Raw genomic sequence first — 14572 nt, 5'->3', positions numbered from 1 at the left:
GTCACCTCCCTCCGCAAGACCTCTGCTCGGCCTCCTGAAGTCGCGAAGATCAAGATCAAGATCAAGATCAAGATCAAGATCAAGATCAAGATCAAAATCAAGATCAAGATCAAGATCAAGATCAAGAGCAAGAGCAAGAGCAAGAGCAAGAGCAAGAGCAAGAGCAAGAGCAAGAGCAAGAGCAAGAGCAAGAGCAAGAGCAAGAGCATGCAGGTCTGGTGGTGACTCAATGTGCCAGTGAGATGCGCTGCTGTTGCAAAGGTGGCGTCGGGGCGAGACCAAGAATCAGATTTAACACCTTTCTTGTAGGCCGTTTCCCAAAGATACTCTTAACACCTATTCTCCGTTGCGCGCGCCAAATGCGGCCTCTAGTCTCGGCATGTCGTTGATCTTCAATGACCGGGTTAGCCGCCCGAAATCGTCAGACACCGCAGCTGAGCAATACCGAGTAATCGGCATTGACGCCTTATGGCGGCTGTGCGTGGGGCACCTGCGGGTGCGCCGGGTGCCTGACGTCCCGGTCGGCTAACCCACGTACAGCTGCCACCATACTGTTTAGTCGCGGTTGGTGGTCGCTTCACTACAACAGGAGCCTCGAATGACCGCCGAGGACTCGAAATACTCAGACGGCAAAACCGGAGCCGCATATAACTGAAAGATTTAGCAGGGGCTCTGTGGGAGCGGGCGCGCCCGCGAACACCGGCGCAGCCGGTGCCAGCCACCGCGTTGGATTCTTCGCGGGCACGCCCGCTCCCACAGAAGCCACGTCGCCCGGCCCGAGCCGAAGTTGCTTCAAGCCTGCTTGAGCAGCAACGCCACCCCCGGGAAATACTGCCCCAGCTCGTTGTGCAACTTGCGGTAGGCATACGGGAAGTACCAGGCGATGGCACAGGCGGTATGTTTCTGCAGATCGTCGACCAGGTCCTGCAGTTCCTCGGGGCTGGCATGCTGGCCAGCCTTCCACGGGCTGATGAACAGCGCACCAGCTTTCAACTGGCTGGGGTAGGCCACCTGGCGCGCGAGGGCAGTGGTCTGCTGCAGGGCGTCGGCCATGTCCAGCCTCGCGATTCTTGGCCAGCGCTGACTGACACTGAGGTACAGCGCTTCATCGGCACTGCTGATCGACAGGTCGCAGCGCCCTTCGTGTTCACCTTCGTCGCGCTGCTTCTTGCCGGCAAACTGCTGCAGCGCCGCCAGTTCGGCTTGCCAGGCCGCTGCGGCAAGCAGCCCCGTATTGGCGGCGGCGCCATGCCAGTAAGGTGCTTCGGCATCGCCAGCAAACTGGTTGAAGCGGTCGATACAGTCGCCCCAGCGCTCCAGCACCGGAGCAAGAAACTCCAGGCGCGGGTTGTTGATGATCTGGCCTCGCATGCTGCGCTCTCCTGTTGTAGTTGTGATCGCGTTCAGCTGAAAGTGATGGCTATGTGATATCACTGTATTCAGTGTGGCACAACAAGGTGAATTGGCCATTACCCAGGCGGAGCCTGTTCGGCTGCAAAGCGGCCCGCTTCGATTGACGCTCCCGGTCCAACCCTCTAACCTTCGCGCGTGTTTCAGGTGCCCTGCCAGCCCCGACTGGGCAGGGTGAAACTGGGAAGCCGGTGGGTGCCAGCATGGCGCGATTCCGGCGCTGCCCCCGCAACGGTAGGTGAGTCGCGGCCGCGCAGGGCCACTGGGTGCCAGCACCCGGGAAGGCGCGCAGGCCTGGGCCAAGGCCCGCTCACAAGCCCGGAGACCGGCCTGATACTGCCAACGGCATCACGGAGGGTGATGCGCGGTGCACCGTGGCGTACGGCCACGGCCCCTGCGCGTTCTCCGTCTGCCCGCCTTTTACCTGTCGCCGCGCGTTGCCGTGGCGCCAGCCAGCGGAGAACCCTGATGAGCGAATCCACCGAACGCGACGAACGCCACCTGGCGCGCATGCAGCGCAAGAAGGCGATCATCGACGAACGCATCGCTAATTCCCCCAACGAATGCGGCCTGCTGCTGGTGCTGACCGGCAACGGCAAGGGCAAGAGCAGCTCGGCCTTCGGTATGCTCGCGCGCGCCCTGGGCCATGGCATGCAGTGCGGCGTGGTGCAGTTCATCAAGGGCCGCAACAGCACCGGCGAAGAGCTGTTCTTCCGCCGCTTCCCCGAGCAGGTGCGCTACCACGTGATGGGCGAGGGCTTTACCTGGGAAACTCAGGATCGCCAGCGCGACATTGCCGCCGCCGAAGCAGCCTGGGCCGTTTCGCGCCAGTTGCTGCAAGATCCGAGCGTGCAGTTCGTGGTGCTCGATGAACTGAACATCGCCCTCAAGCACGGCTACCTCGACCTTGACCAGGTGCTGTCCGACATCCAGGCCCGCCCACCGATGCAGCATGTGATCGTCACTGGCCGTGCCGCGAAACCCGAGATGATCGAGCTGGCCGACACTGTGACCGAAATGGGCATGCTCAAGCACGCGTTCCAGGCCGGTATCCGTGCACAGAAGGGCGTGGAGCTGTGAGCCAGCCGCGCCATTGCCCTGCCGTACTGATCGCGGCACCGGCCTCTGGTCAGGGCAAGACCACCGTCACCGCCGCGTTGGCCCGGCTGCACCGCAACCTTGGGCGCAAAGTGCGGGTGTTCAAGTGCGGCCCCGACTTTCTCGACCCGATGATCCTTGAGCGGGCCAGCGGCGCGCCGGTGTACCAGCTCGACCTGTGGATGATCGGCGCCGATGAAAGCCGCCGCCTGCTGTGGGAAGCCGCCGGCGAGGCCGACCTGATCCTGATCGAAGGGGTGATGGGGCTGTTCGACGGCACGCCGTCCAGCGCCGACCTGGCGCGTCACTTCGGCGTGCCGGTACTGGCGGTGATAGACGGCACGGCCATGGCTCAGACCTTTGGCGCCCTGGCCCTGGGCCTGGCACGCTACCAGGCGGACCTGCCGTTTGCCGGTGTGTTGGCCAACCGGGTGGGCAGCCTGCGCCACGCGCAACTGCTGGAAGGTAGCCTGACCGAAGGCCTGCGCTGGTATGGCGGCTTGTCCCGCGAGCGCGGTATAGAGCTACCCAGCCGTCACCTGGGGCTGGTCCAGGCCAGCGAGCTGAACGACCTGGACGCTCGCCTGGATGCCGCTGCCGAGGCGCTTGGCGCCAGTTGCGATGCCGCCTTGCCGCCGCCAGTGACCTTTGCCGAACCCGAGCCGCAAGCCAGTGCCGCCTCGTTGACCGGTGTGCGCATTGGCGTGGCGCGGGACGAGGCCTTTGCCTTCACCTATGGCGCCAACCTCGACCTGCTGCGCAACCTGGGCGCGCAGCTGGAGTTCTTCTCGCCGCTGCATGACCGCGAACTACCAGCAGTGGACAGCCTGTATCTGCCAGGCGGTTATCCCGAACTGCACCACCACGCCCTGGCTGCCAACGCGCCGATGAGCGAGGCGATCCGTGCCCATCACGCCCAGGGCAAACCGTTGCTGGCAGAGTGCGGCGGCATGCTGTACCTGCTTGATGCCCTGACCGACGTGGCCGGCGAGCGTGCCGAGCTGCTCGGCCTGCTGCCGGGCGAAGCGACCATGCAGAAGCGCCTGGCTGCCTTGGCCCTGCAAGCGGTGGAACTGCCGGAAGGCACCCTGCGCGGTCACACCTATCACCATTCGTTGACCAGTACCGTACTGGAGCCGATCGCACGTGGCCTGAGCCCCAACGGCGGGCGCGGCAACGAAGCGGTGTACCGCCTGGGTCGGCTGACGGCTTCCTACGTGCACTTCTACTTTCCCTCCAACCCTGATGCGGCGGCGGCGCTGTTGCGACCATGAGCGAACACGCCTACAGCGACGCCGAGCGCGCCGCGATCTATCGGGCCATCGGTGAACGCCGTGACATGCGCCATTTCGCCGGTGGCGAGGTAGCCCCGGAACTGCTGGGCCGCCTGTTGGCTGCCGCGCACCAGGCGCCGAGCGTCGGGTTGATGCAGCCCTGGCGCTTCATCCGCATCACCCGGCGCGACTTGCGTGCGCGCATCCAGGCGTTGGTGGAAGCAGAGCGGGTGCGTACCGCCGAAGCCTTGGGCGAACGCTCCGACGCCTTCATGAAACTGAAGGTGGAAGGCATCAATGACTGCGCCGAGCTGCTGGTGGCCGCCCTGATGGACAACCGCGAGCCGCATATCTTCGGCCGCCGCACCCTGCCGGAAATGGACCTGGCCTCGCTGGCCTGCGCCATCCAGAACCTGTGGCTGGCAGCCCGTGGCGAAGGCCTGGGCATGGGCTGGGTGTCGCTGTTCGACCCGCAGGCGCTGGCGGCGCTGCTGGGTATGCCGACCGGGGCCAAGCCGGTCGCGGTGCTGTGCCTGGGGCCGGTGACCGAGTTCTACCCGGCACCAATGCTGGTGCTGGAGAACTGGGCAGAGGAACGGCCCTTGAGTGAAATGCTCTTTGAGAACCAATGGGGAGAGCGCCAATGAGCGTGGCCTTGCTGACCGTGGCCGGGGTGGCCCTGGATGCCTTGCTGGGCGAACCGCAGCGGCGCCATCCGCTGGTAGCCTTCGGCAACATGGCCAGTAACCTCGAGCGCCGCCTGAATGCCGGTGGGCGCGGCTGGCGCAGCCACGGGGTGAGCGCATGGTTCCTGGCTGTGGTGCCGCTTACCCTGGTGGCACTGATCCTGTCCTGGCTGCCGTACATCGGCTGGCTGGTCGATGTGCTGGCGCTGTACTGCGCTGTCGGGCTGCGCAGCCTGGGTGAACACGTGTTGCCAGTGGCCAGTGCCTTGCGCCAGGGTGACCTGCAAGAAGCGCGGCGCCGTGTGGGCTACCTGGTCAGCCGCGAAACCCGCGAACTTGACGAGCCTGCGGTGGCCCGGGCGGCCACCGAGTCGGTGCTGGAGAATGGCAGCGATGCGGTATTCGCCGCGCTGTTCTGGTTCGTGGTCGCCGGCGCGCCTGGCGTGGTGCTGTACCGCCTGAGCAACACCTTGGACGCCATGTGGGGCTACCGCAACGAGCGCTTCGAACGTTTCGGCTGGTGTGCGGCGCGGGTCGATGATGTGCTCAACTATATTCCCGCCAGGCTGGTGGCGTTGACCTACGCGCTGCTGGGCAAGACCCGCCTGGCCCTGGCCTGCTGGCGCAAGCAGGGCCCGCTGTGGGACAGCCCCAATGCCGGGCCGGTGATGGCCGCCGGTGCTGGTGCGTTAGGGGTGGAACTCGGTGGCCCGGCGGTGTACCACGGCGAGCTGCATGAGCGGCCACGCCTGGGTGACGGGCCAATGGCCGACGCCGACGCCATCGAGCGTGGCTGGGGCCTGGTGCAGCGCGGCGTATGGCTGTGGCTGCTGGTGATCTGCCTGGGGGCCTATATCAATGCTTGAACACGGAGGCCGCCTGCTGCGGGCGGTACGGCAATACGGCATCGCCCGCGAGCAGTGGCTCGACCTGTCCAGCGGCATTGCGCCATGGCCTTTCCCGATTCCACCGATCCCCATGGAGGCCTGGGCCCGCCTGCCGGAGACCGAGGACGGCCTGGAGGACGCCGCGCGTGCGTATTACGGCGCCCGCCAATTGCTGGCGGTGGCCGGTTCCCAGGCCGCGATCCAGGCCTTGCCGCTGCTGCGTGCAGCCGGCCGGGTAGGGGTGTTGACGCCATGCTATGCCGAGCATCCATACGCCTGGCAACGGGCGGGGCACCAGTTGCTGGAGCTGGATGAAGCGCAGGTCGAGGCGACGCTCGACAGCCTCGACGTACTGGTGCTGGTGAACCCCAACAACCCTACCGGCCGCCGGGTGCCGCGTGAACGCCTGCTGGATTGGCACATGCGCCTGGCCGCCCGCGGTGGCTGGCTGCTGGTCGATGAAGCGTTCATGGACAACACCCCGGCGCAAAGCGTGGTCGATTGTGCCGAGCGCCCGGGGCTGATCGTGCTGCGCTCGTTCGGCAAGTTCTTCGGCCTGGCTGGTGTGCGCCTGGGGTTCGTTGCCGCCGAACGCAGCCTGCTGCTGCGCCTGGCCGAGTTGCTCGGCCCGTGGACTGTCAATGGCCCGACCCGGGTGCTGGCCCAGGCCAGCCTGGCCGACCACGTCGCCCAGCGTGTGCAGGTCGAACGCTGCGCTGCCGCCAGCCAGCGGCTGGCTATGCTGTTGCGCAGCGCCGGCCTGGCGCCCAGCGGTGGTTGCGATCTGTTCCAGTACGTACGCAGCGAGCACGCTGCGCAACTGCATGACTTTCTCGCCCGCCGCGGCATCCTGGTGCGGCTGTTCGAGCAGCCGCAGGCGATACGCCTGGGGCTGCCAGCCTGTGCGGCGGACGAACAGCGCCTGGCCCAAGCCCTGGCGGCCTATCAGAAGGAAACGGCATGACCACCCTCATGGTGCAAGGCACCACCTCCGACGCCGGCAAGAGCACGCTGGTGACCGCACTGTGCCGCTGGCTGTTGCGCCAGGGCGTCGGCGTGGTGCCGTTCAAGCCGCAGAACATGGCGCTGAACAGCGCGGTGACCGCCGATGGCGGTGAAATCGGCCGGGCCCAGGCGGTGCAGGCCCAGGCCTGCCGGCTGCAACCACACACCGACATGAACCCGGTGCTGCTCAAGCCCAACAGCGACACCGGCGCCCAGGTGATCATCCATGGCCGTGCCGTCACCAGCATGAACGCGGTGGCCTACCACGACTACAAGGCCATCGCCATGCAGGCGGTGCTGGCTTCGCACCAGCGCCTGAGTGCTGCCTGGCCGGTGGTCATGGTCGAAGGCGCGGGCTCGCCGGCGGAGATCAACCTGCGTGCCGGTGACATTGCCAACATGGGTTTTGCCGAAGCGGTGGACTGCCCGGTGATCCTGGTTGCCGACATCAATCGTGGTGGTGTGTTCGCCCATCTCGTCGGCACCCTGGAACTGCTGTCGCCCAGTGAGCAGGCGCGGGTAAAGGGCTTTGTCATAAACCGCTTCCGCGGCGACATCGCCTTGCTGCAGCCGGGGCTGGACTGGCTGGAACAGCGCACCGGCAAACCGGTACTGGGCGTGCTGCCGTATGTAAACGACCTGCATCTGGAAGCCGAAGACGGCATCGATGCACGCCAGGGGGCAAAGGCCGAGCGCGTGCTCAAGGTGATCGTCCCGGTGCTGCCGCGTATCAGCAACCACACCGACTTCGACCCACTGCGCCTGCACCCCCAGGTGGACCTGCAGTTCATCGGCGCGGGCCAGCCGATCCCGGCCGCCGACCTGATCATCCTGCCGGGTTCCAAGAGTGTGCGCGGCGACCTGGCGCAACTGCGTGAGCGCGGTTGGGACAAGGCCATCGACCGGCACCTGCGCTATGGCGGCAAGCTGATCGGGATCTGCGGTGGCTTGCAGATGCTGGGCCGCGAAGTGCATGACCCGCTTGGTCTCGAGGGGGCTGCTGGCTCCAGCCCGGGGCTTGGCCTGCTCGATTACGCCACGGTGCTCGAAGCCGAGAAACAACTGCGCAACGTTGCCGGCACGCTGAACCTGGAAGCAGTCCCGGTTGCCGGTTATGAAATTCATGCCGGCGTCACCACGGGGCCTGCCCTGGAGCAGCCAGCCGTGCAACTTGCCGATGGGCGTTGCGATGGTGCTGTCAGCGCTGATGGCCAGATACTTGCCACCTACCTGCACGGCCTGTTCGAAGGCAGCCAGTCGTGCGCGGCGCTGCTGCGCTGGGCTGGGCTGGATGATGTGCAGGTCGTCGATTACCAGGCCCTGCGCGAACGCGATATCGAGCGCCTGGCCGACCTGGTGGAAAAGCATCTGGACACCGCGCGCCTGCGCCAGCTCTGTGGGGTGGCCTGACATGCTCAACCTGATCCTCGGCGGCGCCCGCTCGGGCAAGAGCCGCCTGGCCGAACAGCTGGCCAGCGCCAGTGGCCTGCCGGTGACCTACATCGCCACCAGCCAGCCGCTGGATGGTGAAATGAACGAACGCGTGCTGCTGCACCGCCAGCGTCGCCCCGATGACTGGGGGTTGATCGAAGAACCCCTGGCCCTGGCCGCGGTACTGCGCGCCGAAGCGGCCGAAGGGCGCTGCCTGCTGGTGGATTGCCTGACCCTGTGGTTGACCAACCTGCTGATGCTCGAAGACGACCAGCGCCTGACCGAGGAGCGTGATGCGCTGCTGGCCTGCCTGGAACAGTTGCCGGGCACGGTCATCCTGGTCAGTAACGAAACCGGCCTGGGCGTCGTGCCCATGGGCGAGCTGACTCGTCGCTATGTCGACCTGGCCGGCTGGTTGCACCAGGCCGTGGCCGAACGCTGTCAGCGCGTGGTGCTGACTGTGGCCGGCCTGCCCCTAATGCTCAAAGGACCTGCACTATGACCCAAGCCTGGTGGCGTGACGCCTGCCAACCTCTCGACAACGCCGCCATGGACCAGGCCCGCGCCCGTCAGCAGCAGCTGACCAAACCTGCCGGTTCGCTAGGCCAACTGGAAGGATTGGCCATTCAGCTGGCCGGCCTGCAGGGGTGTGAACGGCCGACCTTGGATAACGCCGCAATCAGCATTTTTGCCGGTGACCACGGCGTGGTCGAGGAAGGCATCTCGGCCTACCCGCAAGCGGTGACCGGGCAGATGCTGCGCAACTTCGTCGGTGGTGGCGCGGCAATCAGCGTGCTGGCGCGCCAGCTGCAGGCGAGTCTGGAAGTGGTCGACCTGGGCACCATCGACCCGCACCTGGAACTGCCTGGCGTGCGCCATCTGCGCCTTGGCGCCGGTACCGCCAACTTCGCCCGCCAGCCGGCGATGACCGAGGGCCAGCTGCAGGCCGCCCTGCAGGCCGGTCGCGATAGTGCCCTGCGCGCCGCCGAACAGGGCGCGCAGCTGTTCATCGGTGGCGAGATGGGTATTGGCAACACCACGGCTGCCGCTGCCCTGGCCAGCGTGTTGCTCGGCTGCCCACCGGCTGAATTGAGTGGCCCGGGTACCGGCCTGGACCACGCCGGGGTGCGGCACAAGGCCGAGGTCATCGAGCGTGCGTTGAGCCTGCATGGCCTTAGCGCCAACGATCCATTGCAGGCACTGGGCTGTGTCGGTGGTTTCGAGATCGCGGCCTTGGCCGGTGCCTACATTGGCTGTGCGCAGGCGGGTATCGCGGTACTGGTGGACGGCTTCATCTGCAGTGTCGCCGCGCTGCTGGCGGTGCGCCTCAACTCGCAGTGCCGGGCCTGGTTGCTGTTCGCCCACCAAGGCGCAGAGCCTGGGCACAAAGCCTTGCTCGACGCCTTGCAGGCCGAGCCGTTGCTGGCCTTGGGACTGCGCCTGGGCGAGGGCAGTGGGGCTGCCCTGGCCGTACCGCTGTTGCGCCTGGCCTGTGCGTTGCACGAGCAGATGGCGACCTTCGCCGAGGCTGCTGTGGCGGACCGCCCGGCATGATCCTCGACCTGCTGCGCCATGGCGAAACGGAACAGGGCGGCCTGCGTGGCAGCCTTGATGATGCCTTGACCGACAAGGGCTGGGCGCAGATGCGTCAAGCCGTGGCCGAAGCCGGCCCGTGGGAGGTGCTGGTCAGTTCGCCGCTGCAGCGCTGTGCCCGTTTTGCCGAGGAACTGGGCGAGCGGCTGAACCTGCCTGTGCAGCGCGAAGCGGCATTGCAGGAGCTGCATTTTGGCGACTGGGAGGGCCGTAGTGCGGCGCAGATCATGGAAGACCAGGCGGACGCGCTGGGGCGCTTCTGGGCGGACCCTTACGCGTTTACACCGCCCAATGGCGAGCCGGTCGAGGCGTTCGCCGAGCGTGTGCTGGCGGCTGTCGAGCGCCTGAGCCATCAGCATGCTGGCAAGCGTGTGCTGCTGGTCACCCATGGCGGCGTTATGCGGCTGCTGCTGGCCCGTGCCCGTGGTTTGCCAAGGGCGCAGTTGCTGCAGGTCGAAGTCGGCCACGCTGCGCTCATGCGATTGGTGCCGGGTGACGACGGCCAGTGGGTCGAGGGGCGCTGACATGTTGCCGTTGTGGATTGCCTTGCAGTTTCTCAGCAGCCTGCCGGTGAGTCTGCCGGGCATGCCGGCGCCGCGCGAGGTGGGGCGCTCGCTGCTCTGCTACCCGCTGGTCGGGTTGCTGTTCGGCCTGTTGCTGTGGCTGGCCAGCTACCTGCTGCAGGGCACGCCTGCGCCGCTGCACGCGGCCCTGCTGCTCACGTTGTGGGTGTTGCTCAGTGGCGCCTTGCACCTGGATGGCTTGGCGGACAGCGCCGACGCTTGGCTTGGCGGTTTCGGTGACCGCGAACGCACCTTGCTGATCATGAAGGACCCACGTAGCGGGCCGATTGCCGTGGTCACCCTGGTGCTGGTGCTGTTGCTGAAGTTCTGCGCTTTGTGGGTGCTGGTCGAGCAGGGCATTGGCGCACAGTTGCTATTGGCACCGTTGATCGGGCGGGCGGCGATGCTCGGGCTTTTCCTGAGTACACCTTATGTACGGCAGGGCGGTTTGGGGCAGGCGCTGGCCGAGCACCTGCCCCGGCAGGCGGCCGGCTGGGTGCTGCTGGGCTGTGTGCTTTTCTGCCTGGTCCTGGGCGGGTGGATCGTGGTGCTGGCGTTGGCGGTGTTTGCCTGGTTGCGGCACCTGATGTGCCGGCGCCTGGGCGGGACTACCGGCGATACCGCTGGTGCAATGCTGGAGTTGCTCGAACTGGCCGTGGTGCTGGGGTTGGCGTTGGGCCTCTGAGCTTTGCTCCTACAAGTGACCACGCGGCGGGATTTTTCTGTAGGGCATTTCTGAGCCTAACGTGCCGGTAAATTCCTGAAAAACTCAGCAAGAACCGGCATCTTTTCACCGACGTATGCTTGTCCCTCCCGCAACCTGTCGAGGAGTGTCGACACCATGCGTCATGTCATTCTCGCTGCGTTTTTGTTGGCCATGGGGCCTGCCGCCGTGGCCGCCGATCTCATGGCTTTCTGGAACACCCCCCGCCACGGTGGCAACAGCTTCAACCGGCTGCCACCTGACCAAGTCTACTTCGACGCCTTGAGCGGTTATGGCGCGACCTGGGTGCGGCTGTCCTACGACAAATGGCAGCCGGCGGAACGCGATTTCCTCATCGGCGATGCCGATGCCTACCAAGGCCTGCCTGCCGCCGACCTGGCCACGCTGCGAGCTACCCTCGACCGCGCCCACCAGGCCGGCCTCAAGGTGGTCATCTCACCGCTCTCGTTACCCGGCATGCGCTGGTCGCAAAACAACCAGGGCCAGTTCGACGACCGCCTCTGGCAGGACAAACGCTACTGGTTGCAGTCTGCGGCCTTCTGGCGGGATCTGGCCCGTGAGCTGAAAGGTCACCCGGCCATCGCCGCCTACAACCTGGTCAACGAGCCCGCCCCGGAGAAGCACGGTGGCCTGGCCGAGCATGCCAACCCTGGGCAAATGCAGCAGTGGTATGCAGGGCAGCAGGGCACTGCGCGTGATCTGCCGGCCCTGTATCGGCAGTTGATAGCGGCCATTCGCGAGGAGGACGCGGACACGCCGGTCATGCTCGATGCCGGCTGGTTCGCCGCCGCCGACGCCTTCGGTTACTGGCCGGCTCCCCTGGAAGACCAGCGGGTGCTGTACAGCGTGCACATGTACGAGCCCTATCTGGTGACCAGTGCACCAAACATGACGCGCGAGCAACCCATCGCCTATCCCGGCCCGGCACCGTTTGCGGGGCAGACGCAGCAGTGGGATGGCCAGCGTGTGGCGCAATACCTGCGCCAGCCGCTGGATTGGGCCGCGGCCATGAACGTGCCCCGCTCTCGGTTGGTGGTGGGCGAGTTCGGCTGCATGCGCAGGCTGCCGGGCTGCCGGCAATACCTGGAAGACGTGCTCAGCGTGCTGGATCGCCACCAGTTGCACTGGGCCTTCTACAGCTTCCGTGAAGACAACTGGGATGGCATGGACTATGAGCTGGGCTCGACCAAGGTGCCGTGGCGCTATTGGCAGGCAATCGAGCAGGGCGCTCCAGACCCGCTACCGCGCAAGGCCACGGTGGAGTTCGAGCCGATTCGCAAGCGGCTGAACCCAGGCTGAGGTGTCTGGCAGTCGTGAAAACTCTTGCAACACACATGACGCGGGTATATACACGTATCCATGTTGACCAGTGAATGCATCTGCACCCATCTGCGTCGCGCCGCCCGTGGGGTGAGCCGGCATTACGACGAGGCCCTTGCCAGCTTTGGGGTCAATGTCGCCCAGTTTTCCCTGTTGCGTCATCTGCAGCGGCTCGATCGTCCCAGTATCACCACCCTGGCGGAGGCCATGGGCCTGGAGCGCAGTACCCTGGGCCGCAACCTGCGGGTGCTGGAGGCTGAAGGGCTGGTGGCCTTGGCCGATGGTGACGACCAACGCAACCGCGTGGTGCTGCTGACCGAGGCCGGTACCCAATTGCTGCACGCGGCCCATCCGGCCTGGGAACAGGCACAGGCAGAGTTGGTGGAGCGGCTGGGGGCAGGGCAGCGGGATGAACTGGTCCGTTTGCTGAATCAGCTGGCTTGAAATTGATACGACTATAAGCGGGTATATACCCGTAAAACCTTGCGATGTGCTGGAGATAACGACAATGACTTCGGTGTGGCGAACCAGCGGGTGGGTATTGGTGGGGGCAGCGCTGATCCTGGCGCTATCCCTGGGTGTGCGGCACGGCTTCGGCCTGTTCCTGGCGCCTATGAGCGCGGACTTCGGCTGGGGGCGTGAGGTGTTTGCCTTCGCCATCGCCTTGCAGAACCTGATCTGGGGGCTGGCGCAACCGTTCGCCGGCGCCCTGGCCGACCGCATGGGCGCGGCGCGGGTGGTGATCATTGGCGGTATTCTCTACGCTGCCGGGTTGGTGCTGATGGGCATGGCCGACTCGGCCTGGTCGTTGTCGCTGAGTGCCGGCTTGTTGATCGGTATCGGTCTGTCCGGCACCTCGTTCTCGGTCATCCTCGGCGTGGTCGGGCGTGCCGTGCCGGCGGAAAAGCGCAGCATGGCCATGGGCATTGCCAGTGCTGCTGGTTCTTTCGGCCAGTTCGCAATGTTGCCGGGCACGCTCGGCCTTATCCAGTGGCTGGGCTGGTCCGCAGCGTTGCTGGTCCTGGGCCTGATGGTGGCGCTGATCGTGCCTTTCGTCGGCCTGCTGCGCGACCGGCCTCTGCCCACTCATGGAGCCGAACAGACCCTGAGCCAGGCTTTGCGCGAGGCTTGCTCGCACTCCGGCTTCTGGTTGCTGGCGCTGGGCTTTTTCGTTTGTGGTTTCCAGGTGGTGTTCATTGGCGTGCATCTGCCGGCCTACCTGGTCGACCAGCATCTTGCCGCGACTACCGGCACCACGGTGCTGGCGCTGGTAGGCCTTTTCAATATCGTCGGTACCTTCACTGCCGGCTGGCTGGGCGGGCGCATGTCCAAGCCGCGCCTGCTGACCGGGTTGTACCTGCTGCGTGCGGTAGTGATCGTGCTGTTCCTCTGGGCGCCGGTGAGCGAATTCAGTGCTTATCTGTTCGGCATCGCCATGGGCCTGCTGTGGTTGTCCACGGTGCCGTTGACCAACGGCACCGTGGCTACCGTATTCGGCGTGCGCAACTTGTCCATGCTTGGCGGTATCGTCTTCCTGTTCCACCAGCTGGGTGCCTTCCTGGGCGGTTGGTTGGGCGGGGTGGTGTATGACCGCACTGGCAGCTACGACCTGGTCTGGCAGATTTCCATCCTGCTCAGCCTGCTGGCTGCCGCCCTCAATTGGCCCGTGCGCGAACGCCCGGTCGCCCGCCTGCAGGCCCAGGCCGCATGAACCGCTACCTGGCTCGAGGGCTGCTGGCCCTCGCCGCCCTGTCGTTGCTGGCGCTGGTGTGGTGGGGCTGGCACAAGGGCGGGATGGCGTTGATGCAATTGGGCATGAGTGTTTGTTAGGCGCTACCCTGCAAGTTCGAGGATTGTCTTGCGGGAGAAAAGAGTCATGCGTGCACATTGGTTGACGGTGCCGGTGCTGGCCCTGCTTGCCGGCGCATCGAGCTGGGCTGCCGATTGCCCGGCGTTGTTGCAGGGTAGCCTGCCAGAGTTGCGGGGCAAGGGGCAGGTGGACCTGTGCCAGCGCTTTGCAGGCAAGCCGCTGGTGGTGGTCAACACGGCCAGTTACTGCGGTTTCGCGCCGCAGTTCGAGGGGCTTGAGGCGACCTACAAGGAATATCACGAGCAAGGGCTGGAAATGCTTGGTGTGCCTTCCAATGACTTCAAGCAGGAGGACGCCGACAGCGAGAAGACTGCCAAGGTTTGTTATGCCAACTATGGCGTCACCTTTACCATGACCAAGACACAGGCGGTTCGGGGCGCGGATGCGATACCGCTGTTCGCGGAGCTTGCCAGCCAGAGCAGTGCGCCGAAGTGGAATTTCTACAAGTACGTGGTGGACCGTAAAGGCAAGGTGATAGGTAACTTCTCCAGCCTGACCAAGCCGGATGATCCAGCGTTCCGGGCAGCCATCGAAAAGGCCATTGCCTCCCAGCCATAACCTAGCAGCTCTTGCTCTTGCTCTTGCTCTTGCTCTTGCTCTTGCTCTTGCTCTTGCTCTTGCTTTTGCTTTTAAGCGCGCGATAGTTCAGGCGCCGCCGATTGCGACTTCAGGAGGCCGAGCGAAGGGACTGCGGAGGGAGGTGACGGGCAT

At 65.4% G+C, this 14572-nt stretch carries 17 protein-coding genes and 1 riboswitch; of the genes, 16 read left to right on the top strand and 1 reads right to left on the bottom strand.

The genetic code is table 11. The features are described from left to right. Positions 1 to 225: hypothetical protein (locus tag RR51_RS31370; protein ID WP_039615365.1), on the top strand; the 225-nt coding region annotated here is incomplete at its 5' end. Positions 226 to 792: 567 nt separating this feature from the next. Here RR51_RS31370 and RR51_RS27530 read toward each other — a convergent pair. Further along, entirely contained in the window at positions 793 to 1371 is a 579-nt protein-coding gene (locus tag RR51_RS27530; RefSeq protein WP_015269242.1) for a hypothetical protein, read from the bottom strand. Positions 1372 to 1538: 167 nt separating this feature from the next. Beyond that, positions 1539 to 1758: riboswitch (cobalamin riboswitch) on the top strand. Between the two features lie 120 nt (positions 1759 to 1878). Between RR51_RS27530 and cobO the strand changes: the two genes are divergently transcribed. From cobO to RR51_RS27460, 15 genes are all read left to right on the top strand, one after another. After that, positions 1879 to 2490: a cob(I)yrinic acid a,c-diamide adenosyltransferase gene (cobO, locus tag RR51_RS27525; RefSeq protein ID WP_013971375.1), complete on the top strand. Its 612-nt coding sequence runs from the start codon at positions 1879 to 1881 to the stop codon at positions 2488 to 2490. Further along, a complete protein-coding gene (locus RR51_RS27520; protein WP_039615364.1) occupies positions 2487 to 3782 on the top strand; it encodes a cobyrinate a,c-diamide synthase in 1296 nt (431 codons plus the stop codon). The genes cobO and RR51_RS27520 overlap by 4 nt, the downstream gene beginning before the upstream one ends. After that, positions 3779 to 4429: a 5,6-dimethylbenzimidazole synthase gene (gene bluB / locus RR51_RS27515; protein WP_039615363.1), complete on the top strand. Its 651-nt coding sequence runs from the start codon at positions 3779 to 3781 to the stop codon at positions 4427 to 4429. Before RR51_RS27520 ends, bluB begins: the two co-directional genes overlap by 4 nt. Next, positions 4426 to 5334, top strand: coding sequence for an adenosylcobinamide-phosphate synthase CbiB (gene cbiB / locus RR51_RS27510; RefSeq protein WP_015269245.1), 909 nt, complete (start codon positions 4426 to 4428; stop codon positions 5332 to 5334). Before bluB ends, cbiB begins: the two co-directional genes overlap by 4 nt. Beyond that, a complete protein-coding gene (cobD, locus tag RR51_RS27505) occupies positions 5327 to 6319 on the top strand; it encodes a threonine-phosphate decarboxylase CobD (protein ID WP_024086410.1) in 993 nt (330 codons plus the stop codon). The genes cbiB and cobD overlap by 8 nt, the downstream gene beginning before the upstream one ends. Further along, entirely contained in the window at positions 6316 to 7770 is a 1455-nt protein-coding gene (locus RR51_RS27500) for a cobyric acid synthase (protein ID WP_039615362.1), read from the top strand. The genes cobD and RR51_RS27500 overlap by 4 nt, the downstream gene beginning before the upstream one ends. 1 nt (position 7771) lies before the next feature. After that, positions 7772 to 8293 carry a bifunctional adenosylcobinamide kinase/adenosylcobinamide-phosphate guanylyltransferase gene (gene cobU / locus RR51_RS27495; RefSeq protein ID WP_039615361.1) on the top strand — a complete coding sequence of 174 codons (522 nt, stop codon included), beginning with the start codon at positions 7772 to 7774 and terminating at the stop codon, positions 8291 to 8293. Next, entirely contained in the window at positions 8290 to 9345 is a 1056-nt protein-coding gene (cobT, locus tag RR51_RS27490; protein WP_039615360.1) for a nicotinate-nucleotide--dimethylbenzimidazole phosphoribosyltransferase, read from the top strand. The genes cobU and cobT overlap by 4 nt, the downstream gene beginning before the upstream one ends. After that, on the top strand, positions 9342 to 9908 hold the full coding sequence (locus RR51_RS27485; RefSeq protein WP_039615359.1) for a histidine phosphatase family protein: 567 nt from the start codon (positions 9342 to 9344) through the stop codon (positions 9906 to 9908). Before cobT ends, RR51_RS27485 begins: the two co-directional genes overlap by 4 nt. A 1-nt stretch (position 9909) precedes the next feature. After that, entirely contained in the window at positions 9910 to 10632 is a 723-nt protein-coding gene (locus RR51_RS27480) for an adenosylcobinamide-GDP ribazoletransferase (protein WP_039615358.1), read from the top strand. A gap of 222 nt (positions 10633 to 10854) precedes the next feature. Beyond that, positions 10855 to 11970, top strand: coding sequence for a glycoside hydrolase family 5 protein (locus tag RR51_RS27475; protein ID WP_177328689.1), 1116 nt, complete (start codon positions 10855 to 10857; stop codon positions 11968 to 11970). Between the two features lie 60 nt (positions 11971 to 12030). Further along, complete coding sequence (locus RR51_RS27470; protein ID WP_013971386.1) at positions 12031 to 12435, top strand: MarR family winged helix-turn-helix transcriptional regulator; 405 nt, start codon at positions 12031 to 12033, stop codon at positions 12433 to 12435. Between the two features lie 64 nt (positions 12436 to 12499). Continuing rightward, the gene (locus RR51_RS27465; protein ID WP_039615356.1) at positions 12500 to 13702 is read left to right on the top strand and encodes an MFS transporter; all 1203 of its coding nucleotides are present in this window, start codon (positions 12500 to 12502) and stop codon (positions 13700 to 13702) included. Further along, positions 13699 to 13821, top strand: coding sequence for a hypothetical protein (locus RR51_RS31790; protein ID WP_013971388.1), 123 nt, complete (start codon positions 13699 to 13701; stop codon positions 13819 to 13821). Before RR51_RS27465 ends, RR51_RS31790 begins: the two co-directional genes overlap by 4 nt. A gap of 46 nt (positions 13822 to 13867) precedes the next feature. Then, the gene (locus tag RR51_RS27460) at positions 13868 to 14419 is read left to right on the top strand and encodes a glutathione peroxidase (RefSeq protein WP_039615355.1); all 552 of its coding nucleotides are present in this window, start codon (positions 13868 to 13870) and stop codon (positions 14417 to 14419) included. The last annotated feature ends 153 nt before the right edge of the window (positions 14420 to 14572 follow it).

The organism is Pseudomonas sp. C5pp (genome assembly GCF_000814065.1).
GTDB lineage: Bacteria > Pseudomonadota > Gammaproteobacteria > Pseudomonadales > Pseudomonadaceae > Aquipseudomonas > Aquipseudomonas asiatica.
This window is presented reverse-complemented; position numbering and strand designations above follow the sequence as displayed.

Bases quoted from the DNA above. Each gene is read 5' to 3' on its own strand.
- cobT (WP_039615360.1), top strand. From the start codon at position 8,290: ATGACCCAAGCCTGGTGGCGTGACGCCTGCCAACCTCTCGACAACGCC.
- cobD (WP_024086410.1), top strand. From the start codon at position 5,327: ATGCTTGAACACGGAGGCCGCCTGCTGCGGGCGGTACGGCAATACGGC.
- RR51_RS27475 (WP_177328689.1), top strand. From the start codon at position 10,855: ATGGCTTTCTGGAACACCCCCCGCCACGGTGGCAACAGCTTCAACCGG.
- RR51_RS27530 (WP_015269242.1), bottom strand. From the start codon at position 1,371: ATGCGAGGCCAGATCATCAACAACCCGCGCCTGGAGTTTCTTGCTCCG.
- RR51_RS27480 (WP_039615358.1), top strand. From the start codon at position 9,910: ATGTTGCCGTTGTGGATTGCCTTGCAGTTTCTCAGCAGCCTGCCGGTG.
- cobU (WP_039615361.1), top strand. From the start codon at position 7,772: ATGCTCAACCTGATCCTCGGCGGCGCCCGCTCGGGCAAGAGCCGCCTG.
- bluB (WP_039615363.1), top strand. From the start codon at position 3,779: ATGAGCGAACACGCCTACAGCGACGCCGAGCGCGCCGCGATCTATCGG.
- RR51_RS27485 (WP_039615359.1), top strand. From the start codon at position 9,342: ATGATCCTCGACCTGCTGCGCCATGGCGAAACGGAACAGGGCGGCCTG.
- cobO (WP_013971375.1), top strand. From the start codon at position 1,879: ATGAGCGAATCCACCGAACGCGACGAACGCCACCTGGCGCGCATGCAG.
- RR51_RS31790 (WP_013971388.1), top strand. From the start codon at position 13,699: ATGAACCGCTACCTGGCTCGAGGGCTGCTGGCCCTCGCCGCCCTGTCG.
- RR51_RS27465 (WP_039615356.1), top strand. From the start codon at position 12,500: ATGACTTCGGTGTGGCGAACCAGCGGGTGGGTATTGGTGGGGGCAGCG.
- RR51_RS27470 (WP_013971386.1), top strand. From the start codon at position 12,031: ATGTTGACCAGTGAATGCATCTGCACCCATCTGCGTCGCGCCGCCCGT.
- cbiB (WP_015269245.1), top strand. From the start codon at position 4,426: ATGAGCGTGGCCTTGCTGACCGTGGCCGGGGTGGCCCTGGATGCCTTG.
- RR51_RS27460 (WP_039615355.1), top strand. From the start codon at position 13,868: ATGCGTGCACATTGGTTGACGGTGCCGGTGCTGGCCCTGCTTGCCGGC.
- RR51_RS27500 (WP_039615362.1), top strand. From the start codon at position 6,316: ATGACCACCCTCATGGTGCAAGGCACCACCTCCGACGCCGGCAAGAGC.